The sequence below is a fragment of the Vibrio gigantis genome, from assembly GCF_024347515.1.
In the GTDB taxonomy this organism is placed as follows: Bacteria; Pseudomonadota; Gammaproteobacteria; order Enterobacterales; family Vibrionaceae; genus Vibrio; species Vibrio gigantis.
Genome location: NZ_AP025493.1, coordinates 1,117,963 through 1,130,434, shown reverse-complemented (window position 1 = coordinate 1,130,434; position 12,472 = coordinate 1,117,963). Strand labels below are relative to the sequence as shown.

The window sequence follows — 12,472 nt, the reverse complement described above, 5'->3', positions numbered from 1 at the left end:
CATACCTAGTTATTCATCGCTAGCTTACCTAACTTCATGGCTGCCGCATGGTGGCGGTGCATGAGTTGCTCCATGTCTACGCCAATCACAGCGCCATCCTTAACTCGCCACTTACCTGCAACCATCACTTTATCTGCTTGTTGAGCACCACAAAGCAATAGTGCGGCGAGTGGGTCGTGGCTGCCAGAGAAGCGAATGTCATCAAGCTTGAACATCGCGATGTCGGCTTGTTTACCGACCTCTAGCGTACCAATATCAGTTCGTCCCATAGCGGCAGCAGAGCCTGAGGTTGCCCAGCGTAGGGCATCGAAATGGGAGACGTTAGCCGAACCATATTGCAGGCGTTGTAGATACATCGCCATGCGCACTTCGGCAATCATATTGGAGCCATCGTTTGAGGCGGAACCGTCCACACCAAGCCCCACTTTTACGCCAGCGGCTTCAAGGTCGTTGTTCTTACAAATACCGGAAGCCAACATCATATTGGAGGTAGGGCAGTGGCTAATACCGATTCCCGCTTTACCTAAACGTTTGATCTCTTCTGGATTGAAGTGAATGCCATGAGCAAGCCAAGTGCGTTCGTTTAACCAACCCACATCCTCTAGGTAATCCACAGGGCGCAGGCCAAACTTCTCAATACAGAAGTCCTCTTCATCCAGTGTTTCACATAAGTGCGTGTGCATCATTACGTTCTCACGCTCACTGATCTTGGCGGTTTCTTTCATCAGATCTGTGGTGACTGAGAACGGCGAACAAGGCGCGAGTGCGATTTGAATCATCGCCCCGTCATCACGCTGGTGGTAATCGCGAATCAAGCGTTGGCTGTCATCAATGATGGTTTGTTCGGTTTGAATGGTGTGTCGTGGAGGTAGTCCACCTTCATCTTCCCCAAGGCTCATGGATCCGCGAGTAAATATCGCTCTTACACCCAGCTTCTCGGCCGCCTCGACTTGTAAATCAATAGCGTGCTCAAGCCCGTTTGGTAATAAGTAATGGTGATCGGATGCGGTGGTGCAGCCCGACATCATCAGCTCAACCAGAGCCAGTTCTGTGGCTAGGCTCATCATTTCAGAATCGAGGTTTGCCCAAACTGGGTAGAGGCTTTGCAGCCAGTGGAAGAGCTCTTTATTCAGTGCGCCGGGGTAGGCACGCGTCAGAGTTTGATAGAAGTGGTGGTGTGCATTGATAAGCCCAGGAGTTACAACATGACGAGAGGCATCGACGCTGTAATCTACGGGTAAGGTTGGTTCTTTGTGTTTACCAACCAGTTCAATGATTTTATTACCTTTTATGACAATACCGCCTTCTGCATCAGCGTGTGAGCCAGTGTAGATTGCGAGAGGATTCTTAATCCAGATGGTTTCCATTCATAGTAGTCCTTAGCCATCTCAGCCTTTTCAGGGAAGAGGGTCTTTATTTGGTATTTGTTGTTGAAAGATAAATTCGAATCAGGAACGTTAAAATTTTCAATGTTCTAATTTGCCCCTGATTCTGTGGAAATCGGTTTTACTTTAGTCAGTGAATTAGCTAGCTCGAGACTTAGCTAGTTAGTTCGCTTTCGGTTCAGGGTTTTCTGATGCCGCTTGAACATCAATCTCAGTACTGGCTTGTTGAATCTCTAATTGCTCGTCTGACACTAGTGCTTCTTCAGCTTGCTCTTTCATTTCTAGTTCTACTTGTGCCTGGCTTTCGGCTAGTGCTTCTTGTTCTTCTGCTCGTGAAGATTTCGGTAACACAAGGTTCAGTAGCACGGTCATGATAGTACCGGTCGTGATGCCAGAGTGAAGAAAGTTCGCTAGATCATGCGGTAAATGTTGAAGTAATCTCGGTTCGAAGGTAACAGCTAAACCAGACGCCAACCCCACACAGATTACCAAGGCATTTCGCTTGGTGTCTGCGGCTTTGATCAACATGCGAATACCTGCGTAGGCAATCATTCCGAACATCACAAAACCCACACCACCCAAAACAGGTTTAGGAATGGTGACGGCAATAGCGGCTAATTTCGGGAATAAACCGCCTAAAATTAGCAAACCACCTGTTGCTGCTACGACATAGCGACTTGCAACACCTGTGATACCGACAATACCAACGTTTTGGCTGAATGATGCCAATGGCATCGCCGTTAGAATTGAAGAGAGCGTACTACCAAGGCCATCACCTAGTAATCCACGTTTTAGATCTTTACCACTAACTTTGGTTTGGCAGTTGTTGCCCAGTGCCATGAAGTCGCCCGTTGCTTCAGCGATAACCACTATGTATACCAAGCTCATGCTGATGATGGCGCTGGCAGAAAAGGTAAAGCCATATTTGAATGGTTCTGGGCCACCAACCCAAGCGGCAGAGCTGATTTGTTCAAGGTCTACCATGCCGAGCGATAGCGCCACAATGTAGCCTCCCGCTAAACCAATCACGATAGCAGAGGCAGCAACCGCGCCTTTACAGTAAACCGATACACCAACCACAATGCCCAGTGAGACAAGGGCTAGGAACAGTTTAGGTAGCGTGGCGAATTGTTCTGAATTGGCAGGAGAGTCTCCGACCCAGTTCATGGCAACCGGTAAAATGGTTAAGCCGATTAGGGTAACCACCACACCACTTACCACGGTTGGGAACAGCTTTCGAACCTTGTCCATATAGAAGCTGGCAGCAATGACCACGAACGAGCCGATCAGCGCCGATCCCATGATAGCGGCGACACCACCTTCGTTACCGATTGAGATCGCCACACCTAAAAAGGCGAAGCTCGAACCCATAACCACGGGCAGTCGAATGCCGACAGGGCCAAAGCCAAGACATTGAGCAACGGTCACAATACCGGATGCCAACAGTGCCGCATTGATCAGTGAAACGATCTCTGTGTTAGGTAGGCCGATAGAAGCGCCGACAATGAGGGGAACAGCGACGATGCCACCTATCGAGGCGAGCATATGCTGTAAAGCGAGTAAAAAGGTTAAGCCGTGAGGCGGTCTTTCATTTAGGGTGTACAGAAGTTTCATTTGATATTCCTCTGCCTGCGTTTCCATTTACAGGCGACTGGCGGTCAAATAATGACTTCTACAAACTGCGTAGGGTCATAAAAAAGGTGCATTAAAGGGACGGAATGTATCTGCGTTCCGCGTATTAATACAATTAGCTTTCTTAGCAATTTTGTCGGTAGATTGTGTGTTAGTAGCTTGGCTCATGAATGAGCCAAGCAATAAATCATGTTGCTGTATTGATTATCCGATGAACACCAGCTTGGCAACGAAGATAGCCGCTAGGAAGTACATCGAAATTGATACGTCTTTTGTTTTACCTGTCGCCAGCTTAAGTACTGTGTAGGTAATGAAGCCCAGTGCGATACCATTCGCGATAGAGAACGTCAGTGGCATCATCAAAGCGGTAATCGCTGCGGGTGCACCGTTGGTGAAATCTTTCCAATCAACGTGCTGCATGCTGCTCATCATCACAAACGCTACGTAAATTAACGCGCCAGAGGTGGCGTAAGCCGGGATCATGCCAGCAAGCGGTGATAGGAAAATCGCCGCTAAGAACAAAGCGCCAACTACAATAGCAGATAGGCCTGTTCGAGCACCGGCTGCAACACCTGCAGCACTTTCTACGTAACTGGTGACAGGTGGACAACCCACACACGCACCTGCAACACTTGAGATACTATCGGCTTTCAGTGCTTTGCTCAGACCTTCAATTTTGCCCGTTTCAGGGTTAGTTAGGTTTGCACGCTCAGCCACGCCCATCAAAGTACCCGCGGTATCGAACATGTTTACAAAAAGGAAAGCCAAGATAACGCTGATCATCGAAACATCAAGCGCACCCATAATATCCATCTTTAGGAACGTAGGAGCTAAACTTGGTGGGGCTGCGAAGAAACCGTTGTAGTGAACGAGGCCAAGCATCATGCCGACCAGAGTTACACTCAAAATACCGATTAACACTGCGCCAAATACCTTGCGTTCACTCAGAACTGCGATGATAAGGAATGCGATAGCTGCAAGTAGAGCTTCAGGTTTGGTGAAGTCACCTAATGAAACCAAAGTTGCTGGGTTTTCAACGACGATACCTGCTGTTTTCAGGCCAATCAGGCCCAGAAATAAACCAACACCCGCTGTCATGGAATAACGCAGACTCACTGGGATACTTTCAATTATCCATTGGCGGACTTTGTAGAAGCTCATTCCGACGAACAAGATACCGGAGATGAACACTGCACCCAGTGCCACTTCCCAGCTGTAGCCCATTTCGCTTACTACAGTGAACGAGAAGAAGGCATTCAGACCCATACCCGGCGCAAGGCCGACAGGCCAGTTCGCAAATAACCCCATTAGCAAACAACCGATCGCAGCACCAATACAGGTAGCGACGAATACGGCCCCCGCGTCCATACCTGATGCGGCCATAATTTGTGGGTTAACGAAGATAATGTATGCCATGGTGGCGAAGGTCGTGACACCCCCGACCAACTCATTTTTCACACTGCTCCCGTGTGCCTTAATTTTAAAGAGTTTCTCTAAAATTCCGTTATTCGCATCTTGGTTGAGTATTTCTGTTTTACTCTCACTCATGTCAGCAAGTCCTTTTATGTTGTGATCCATTTATTGAATACAGCGAGATTTCAATATTAAGTTTTAAGGTTTTTTCCTAGCCGCTATTTCTTTAGTTATCAGTTTCTAACTATCTGTTTTATAGCTATTAACCTCTAACTATTAACGTTGTTAGTATTTTTATATGAGCGTGTTTAATGAGCGCGCATTATTTTGGATGCACGCACTAATCTGTTTAATATTTGTCGGTTGAGCCTAGTTCGAAGTTCTAGGTCACGGGACTAACTGCCCCGATAGGTTGAGAAACTGTAAGGCGAGACGAGAAGAGGGACATGATAATGCGCTTCTGGGTCATCTAAGCCGAAACGAATCACCACATCATCTAAGAAGGGCACACCATCCAATTCTACACCTTTGCTTTTGTAGTAATCCGCAACGTAGAACACCAATTGATATTTCCCTGGTCGGAAATCATTCCCTGCCAGAATCGGCGCATCGGTTCGGCCATCGGAGTTGGTGAGTACCGTCGCCAGCTTTTCTGTTGAGTCTTCATTGACCTTATAAAGCTCTACCTTGATCTCTGCACCTGGTAAGCCGTGAGTAGTGTCTAATACGTGTGTTGTTAGTCTTCCCATAGTCCCTTAATAGCGCTTTTAGCGCTCCTCTGTTCCGTGGTTTATCTGTCTGTTTCGACCTTGCAAAGAATGCAACTGGTCACTTTGTTATCACTAACTATGTACGAACTGTACACAATTAGTAAAGCTAATTGTTGGAAAAATGTTAACCATTGTGTCGTTTTTTCTGACTTTATAGATCTTAATTATCGTTTTTTAGTGAGTTTGCACTTTGTTAAGTTTTTGTTTTTAAATGATTAAAGAGCTTAAATTTAACTTGAATAACAAAATCTTTACATTAAGATAAATAATTGTATACAATAAATGTACAGGGGTAAGGTTGCTCTGTTTATCGAGAATCCATTTGATTGAAACATTTGGTGACTCACTTAAAGAGCGGCTAAGCCAACCACTTATGTTAGGAGTACTTGGATGAATAAGGATTATTCAAGAAATTTGATCGGTTACGGAACTAACCCTCCAAACCCTCAATGGCCAGGTAATGCGCGCGTCGCGGTTTCTTTTGTATTGAACTATGAAGAGGGCGGTGAGCGTTGTTTGTTACATGGAGACGACGAGTCTGAAGCCTTTCTTTCAGAGATCCCGTCAGCGCAACCGATCAAAGGCGAACGTCACATCAGTATGGAATCCATCTATGAATATGGCAGCCGTGCGGGTGTATGGCGTGTTCTTCGCTTGTTCGATGAATATGAAATCCCACTGACCGTATTTGCCGTTGCGATGGCGATCGAGCGTCACCCAGATGTTGCCAAAGCCATGGTCGAAGCGGGACACGAAATCTGTAGCCACGGCTACCGCTGGATAGACTATCAATACATTGATGAGTCTGAAGAGCGTGATCACATGACCAAAGCGATTGAGATCATCCAGGAAGTGACGGGCCAACGCCCACAAGGCTGGTACACAGGTCGAACGGGCCCAAATACTCGTCGCTTGGTTGCGGAAGAAGGTGGCTTTCTTTATGACTCAGATGCCTACGATGATGACCTGCCTTATTGGCATACCGAAACGGGTCACCCTCAATTGGTGATCCCTTACACACTCGATGTGAACGACATGCGTTTTTCTACCGCGCAAGGTTTCAACTCAGGTGAACAGTTCTTCCAGTATCTAAAAGACACTTTTGACACCCTTTATATGGAAGGCGAAACCGCACCGAAAATGATGTCGGTTGGGTTGCACTGTCGGCTGATTGGTCGCCCCGGTCGTATTGCTGCGTTAAGACGTTTCCTAGATTACGTCAAACAGCACGATAGTGTGTGGCTATGTCGTCGAATCGATATTGCCAATCACTGGCACCAACATCATCCATACCAACAACAAGCTAATCATCAACAGAAAAAATAACGAAGCGAGAAGCAAGGAGGCTATACGTGACTGAATTTCGATCATGCCAACCAACAACCATGGAACGCGATACCTTTGTCGCTCATTTCGCTGATGTTTACGAACATAGCCCATGGGTTGCAGAAGTGGTGTATGACCAAGGTTTGAATGCCGAAGATGACCATATCGAGAATCTTCATCTGAAAATGGCAACAACCTTGTTAAATGCAGACCAAGGCAAACAGTTGGCTTTGATCAACGCTCACCCGGATTTAGCCGGCCGAGCAGCAGTAAACGGCGAACTCACAGAGTCGTCGACTAAAGAACAAGCGGGGGCGGGCATTGACCAGTGCAGCGCCGAAGAATTTGAAAAATTCACTTCTTATAACAACAGCTACAAAAGTCGCTTCAATTTCCCTTTTATCATGGCGGTGAAGGGAGCCAATCGTTACCAAATTCTTGAGTCGTTCGAGATGCGATTAGGAAATGATAGTGAAACTGAGTTTGCTACGGCGATTCAAGAGATCAACAAGATCGCGATGTTTCGTCTCTGGGATATGTAAGTTAACGGAGTTAACAGCTATCTCAGCCCAGTCTTAGTGCGCTAAGAGCCCGCTTTATAAGCGAATAAGCCACTAAGTTCTCATTTTATTATTACTTGATTAATTGGATAGGATTACACGGACATGACCCAAACATTTGAACAATACATAAACCTTGCAGACGAAAAACTCGGTGCAGAAGCTATCTTCGCAACAGACGATTTTTTCGCGGATAAAAGTCGTCTACTCAGCCACGCAGCGCCAGAGTGGAAAGACGACTTATACGACGATAACGGCAAGTGGATGGACGGTTGGGAAAGCAGACGTAAACGTGGCGAAGGTTATGACCACTGTGTCGTTCGCCTTGGTCTAGCTGGCACCATTGCTGGCGTTGATATTGATACCTCTTTCTTCACAGGTAACTTCCCACCTTCGGCATCAATTGACGCGTGCTATTCACCACAAGGTGAACCGACGGACTCAACAGAGTGGCAAGAAATTCTGCCTTCAATGGCACTACAGGGTGATCACCATCATCTTGAAGAGATCGAAAGCGACCAAGTATTTACTCACCTACGTTTGAATATTTACCCAGACGGCGGTGTTGCACGTCTACGTGTTTACGGTCGACCAAGCGTGGATTGGGACGCAATAGATTCTCAGCAACAAGTTGACTTAGCAGCCGTTGAACACGGCGGTCGAGCACTCGCATGTAGCGATGAGCACTATGGCAACAAAGCCAATATCTTAGGCCCAGGCCGCGGTGAAAACATGGGTGACGGTTGGGAAACAGCACGTCGTCGTACACCGGGTAACGACTGGGTTATCGTGGCACTAGGCCATCCAGGTAACATTGAACGTATCGTTGTGGATACTGCCCACTTCAAAGGTAACTACCCAGACAGCTGTTCGATTCAAGCGGCTTACGTGAAAGGCGGTACCGACGACCAAGTTGCAACACAAAGCCTATTCTGGCGTGAACTATTGCCTGCTCAAAAGCTGCAAGCACATGAGATTCACGAATTCATTTCTGAGGTTAATGACCTTGGTGCGATTACCCACGTACGTGCAAACATATTCCCAGATGGTGGTATCAGCCGTTTGCGTCTATTTGGTACGAAAGCGAAATAGGTAAGGAAATGAGTATGAGTAATGGAATACGTCGTTTATCAATCGAACCGTTAACCAAGCAGGCTTTTGCAGAGTTTGGCGATGTTATCGAGTCCGATAATAGTGATTTCTTCATGATCAACAGTGGATCAACACGTCGCTACCACAAGTTAGCGACAACGGATGTGCAAGACCAAGGCGGAGAAGCCATCATCAGCATCTTCCAAGCCACACCGTTGAGCTACCCACTGACCATCAAAATGTTAGAGCGTCATCCACTTGGCTCTCAGGCATTCATTCCATTACTTGGTCAACCCTATTTAATTGTTGTTGCGCCAAAAGGCGATGATCCAACATTGGCCAATAGCCGAGCTTTCTTGAGCAACGGCCGTCAAGGAGTGAACTATCACAAAGGGGTGTGGCACCACCCAGTTCTCGCCCTCACCGATCAAGACCAGTTCTTGATCGTCGATAGAGGCGGCGAAGGACACAACTGTGATGAAGTTTATTTCGACAACGACCTAGTGGCATTGCATTTGGACGATCTGCCAACGGACGACAATAAGGAAGAACAACGTTTAGCTAAAGCGTTGTGATACAGGAGTTTATTATGGATCCGCATATTACAGAGTGGTTGAACTTAGCAATACGCTGGGCTCACATGATTGTTGGTGTTGCGTGGATAGGCGCATCATTTTACTTTGTTTGGTTAGAGAACAACCTTAATCGAGTAAACCCTAAAACGGGCCTTTCAGGCGACTTATGGGCAATTCACGGTGGTGGTATTTATCACCTAGAAAAATACAAATTGGCACCACCAGAGATGCCAGAGCACCTGCACTGGTTCAAATGGGAAGCTTACTTCACGTGGATCACCGGTGTGTGTCTACTAGGTGTGGTTTACTACCTTAACGCTGAGATTTACCTGATTGCACCGGGCTCTGGTCTTGATTCAACCACCGCAATCGCGATTGGTATTGGTTCATTCGTTGCCGGTTGGTTTATCTACGACCTACTGTGTGACTCACCATTAGGTAAAACTCCAGTGTTGCTTGGCGTTGTGCTGTTTGTGCTGCTCGTCGCTGCGACATATGGCCTAACTCAAGTGTTCAGTGGCCGTGGTGCTTACATTCATGTGGGTGCAATCATTGGTACCATCATGGTGGGTAACGTATTCCGAGTTATCATGCCTGCACAACGTAATTTAGTGAAAGCGATTGAAGAGAAGCGCGAACCGGATCCGGCATTGCCAGCGAAAGGTCTACTGCGTTCTCGTCACAATAACTATATGACACTGCCAGTGCTGTTCATCATGATCAGTAACCACTTCCCAAGCACTTATGGCTCAGAATACAACTGGCTGATTCTTGCTGGCCTAGCGATCTTCAGTATCTTGGTGCGTCACTATTTCAACACCCGTCACGGTAGTCAGAAATTTGCATGGACAGTACCAGTCGCGGCATTGGGTATGATCACTCTTGCGTTTGTGACTTCACCTTACGCGAAAAAACAGATGACCCCAGTTGTACAGGCGCCAGTCGTTCAAGAAGTGCAAGTAAGCGCGACTGAATCGACGGTAGAAGAGGCTGCTTCAAGCGATACTGCTTCAACTACAGCTGATGCTCCAGCTTTACCAGCAGACCATACCGCTCAAACCGCTAGCGCAGGAGTCAGCTTTGAAACCATCAACAAGGTCATTCAAGAGCGCTGTTCTGTCTGTCATTCATCAACCCCTAGTCACGCCGCTTTTGCTGCTGCGCCAGCGGGTGTCATGCTTGATACGCCAGAAGAGATTAAAGCCAACGTACCAAGGATTGTTGCTCAAACCGTAACAACCCAAGTTATGCCGCTTGGTAACATGACTCAAATGACCGACGAAGAGCGAGCACTCATCGGCACTTGGGTAGAGCAAGGCGCTACGCTTCAATAATGATGTGAAATCCTTTACCTAAGAGCATGAGTCTTAGGGAGAGTTTGGTTTACGGGCACGCACCAAACTCCTCCCACCCTGTTTCCCCGGTTCCTATAACCGGGGCTTTTTGTTTTGTATATTTCTATTACACCTTATCTTTAGTGTTAAATTTGACACTAATTAAGCGATTTTCTGTGTTGATACTCACCAATATGAATAATTTTCCACTTATCTCACTAATACCATGCAATAAATAAGGTGTTTATAAATTATAGTTTACAGTCAATCATTTATTTTGATTATGTTAATTGCTGGGGGGAGGTTCTTGGTATTCGGTTGGGCATCTCTATAGAAAGTTGCGATGAACAAAATTGATATCGTATTCACACCCTCCCTTCAAATTGACTCGCGTTACTTTTTTCTAACGAATAATGTCACTCTATCTAACACGAATTTGAGTTTTATTGACTCCCACCCCAAATATGGTTTTAGGTGTCATTGAAAGGAGTGTCCAAAAGTTTATTTATCTTACTGTCGGGAGGCAAGATGGAAACTCATACTATAGGGCTCGAAAAGCATAATGTGGCTCCTTATCTGTCTATCTTATTAGGTGCAAAGTCCATAAAAGAAGAGGTGTGCTCTGTTCATGAGACCATCGGTAAATTGCTAATTGAAGATTCTTCTGATGAACTGAAACTGGGCTCTACAATTGTAGATGAAATTGGGGAGTTGGGAACGGTAAAAATCACACCGTATACGATAACTAAATCCCCAAGTTGGGCCAAAGATCTAGACTTAAAAGATCTAGAGCACCATGTTTATATAAGCTTTAATGTAAGGGATCATCTAGCTTTTTATTTCTCAGAAAAGGGCAAAAAAGACTCTATCAGGGAGTACTTTGGTAAAAAAAGGTTACCTAACCTTCTTGCTATCCCAATTAGTAAATTAAATGGAAACTTCATAAATGAAGATGAAATTAAAATGCTTTGGCTATCCGGGATACATGGCAGAGATAATTTTAAAGCTGACTCTAAAGTTCTGGGAGGGAAAAGTGTAGCGGATACTCTAGACCCGTTAATAGACCAATCCTATATGATGTCTGCTGTGCGTACAGAAGTATGGGATACACAATCAAAGACTTCTGTCGGGATAAACCCTTTTAAATCGTCGATCTGGCGTGGACCTTGTAAAGACTGGCAAACTTTTGAAAATAGAGTTGTAGCTATTCTTGACCGTTTATCTATTAATAGCTGTGAGTCAGAGAGCCCTATTGGAATACTTTCTTATCCGATATCGAAACTAGATGATTTAAAGGTTCCGTTTGACTTTTCACTTGTCGACTATGATTTTCTTCCTGAAGAGGATGGTCAAAACAGAAAAGACTTATTAAAAAAGCTTCAATATGATTATCACGCAGAGTTAACTCAGAGTTTTATTGAAAGTGATATTTCTCTTGATGTTTATTTTTCGAATAAAATTGTGGGGCATATTTGCGTAGAAGTTGTCGTTGATGACTACAAAGTTAACTTCAAAATAAAAAACGAAACTGCAGTTGTTAAAAAGTATTTTGACCAATATAAACGTGTATTCAAATATCCTGACTTGATTAAATGCTGGTTTGAATCCGGCCATGCGGTTGTAAATGGAATGGTGTTCAGAGCTGGGTACCAAGATGTTGAATATGGAAAGTTCGTGTGGGCTGACTTTGAGAAATTCGATATCACAAAAGAGAAGCCAGGAAGTAACCCTCAGAAGCCAGTCTTAAAAGATATCGGAAAGGAGAAGTCGCTATTTTGTTGGGTTCAAAAATGTTGGAGCGGTAACTGGTTTAATTCTAGTGACTTCAATACAACAGAGAAACCTACTGGTTGGCTGTACTGTGACGATGGAGCCGGAGAGAAAGCGGACTTTATTCACTATGTCAAACATGGTTCGTTGCATCTGATATCATTAATACATGTAAAAGCTTCCAAATCTAGTGAATCAACGCGCAGAATATCTGTTGGTGCGCATGACGTTGTACTAAATCAAGCAGTTAAAAATCTACGTTATACCTCTAGAAAAACTTTAGTTGAAGACTTAAAAACTCGGCATGATACAGCAACTCATAAAAGTTGTTGGAATAATGGTCAGCCAGCGAAACCAGAAGATTTTTTCAATGAATTATTAGCTTTGAAAGATAATAAATATGTTAAGACGCGTGTTGTTGTAGTTCAACCTCATACTCAGAAAAGCGTTTATGAAGTCAATTCTGGGAATAAAATCAAAACTCAACTTGATGTTCTTTTGGTTAGCGCAGAAAATGCCATTCGTTCGTCCGGAGCTGATTTCCATATCATTGGCTTTGACGATAATAAGGTATGACGGTAATAGCACCAAGGTTTTAATTTTGGTGCTATTTTC

Annotated in this window: 10 protein-coding genes; 6 read left to right on the top strand and 4 right to left on the bottom strand. The window is 45.1% G+C overall.

From position 1 onward, the window contains the following. Positions 1–5 precede the first annotated feature (5 nt). From OCV56_RS21170 to uraH, 4 genes are all read right to left on the bottom strand, one after another. The gene (locus OCV56_RS21170; RefSeq protein ID WP_086714488.1) at positions 6–1,367 is read right to left on the bottom strand and encodes an 8-oxoguanine deaminase; all 1,362 of its coding nucleotides are present in this window, start codon (positions 1,365–1,367) and stop codon (positions 6–8) included. Between the two features lie 180 nt (positions 1,368–1,547). Continuing rightward, a complete protein-coding gene (locus OCV56_RS21165; protein WP_086714486.1) occupies positions 1,548–2,999 on the bottom strand; it encodes a nucleobase:cation symporter-2 family protein in 1,452 nt (483 codons plus the stop codon). Between the two features lie 222 nt (positions 3,000–3,221). Then, positions 3,222–4,565, bottom strand: a complete 1,344-nt coding sequence (locus OCV56_RS21160) for an NCS2 family permease (protein ID WP_086714484.1) — start codon at positions 4,563–4,565, stop codon at positions 3,222–3,224. 260 nt (positions 4,566–4,825) lie between these two features. Continuing rightward, a complete protein-coding gene (gene uraH / locus OCV56_RS21155) occupies positions 4,826–5,179 on the bottom strand; it encodes a hydroxyisourate hydrolase (protein WP_055319165.1) in 354 nt (117 codons plus the stop codon). Positions 5,180–5,590: 411 nt separating this feature from the next. Here uraH and puuE point away from each other — a divergent pair, with 411 nt between their 5' ends. The 6 genes from puuE to OCV56_RS21125 all read left to right on the top strand — a co-directional run bounded on the left by puuE (position 5,591) and on the right by OCV56_RS21125 (position 12,433). Then, positions 5,591–6,526, top strand: a complete 936-nt coding sequence (gene puuE, locus OCV56_RS21150; RefSeq protein ID WP_086714482.1) for an allantoinase PuuE — start codon at positions 5,591–5,593, stop codon at positions 6,524–6,526. Positions 6,527–6,552: 26 nt separating this feature from the next. Next, positions 6,553–7,068, top strand: a complete 516-nt coding sequence (gene uraD, locus OCV56_RS21145) for a 2-oxo-4-hydroxy-4-carboxy-5-ureidoimidazoline decarboxylase (protein WP_061015669.1) — start codon at positions 6,553–6,555, stop codon at positions 7,066–7,068. 123 nt (positions 7,069–7,191) lie between these two features. Further along, positions 7,192–8,178 (top strand): allantoicase, encoded by a 987-nt coding sequence (gene alc / locus OCV56_RS21140; RefSeq protein WP_086714480.1) that lies wholly within the window; start codon positions 7,192–7,194, stop codon positions 8,176–8,178. Between the two features lie 14 nt (positions 8,179–8,192). Further along, positions 8,193–8,753, top strand: coding sequence for an ureidoglycolate lyase (locus OCV56_RS21135; protein WP_061015664.1), 561 nt, complete (start codon positions 8,193–8,195; stop codon positions 8,751–8,753). Between the two features lie 14 nt (positions 8,754–8,767). Next, entirely contained in the window at positions 8,768–10,087 is a 1,320-nt protein-coding gene (locus OCV56_RS21130; protein WP_086714478.1) for a urate hydroxylase PuuD, read from the top strand. 528 nt (positions 10,088–10,615) lie between these two features. After that, positions 10,616–12,433, top strand: coding sequence for a hypothetical protein (locus tag OCV56_RS21125; protein ID WP_086714476.1), 1,818 nt, complete (start codon positions 10,616–10,618; stop codon positions 12,431–12,433). Positions 12,434–12,472: the final 39 nt, after the last annotated feature.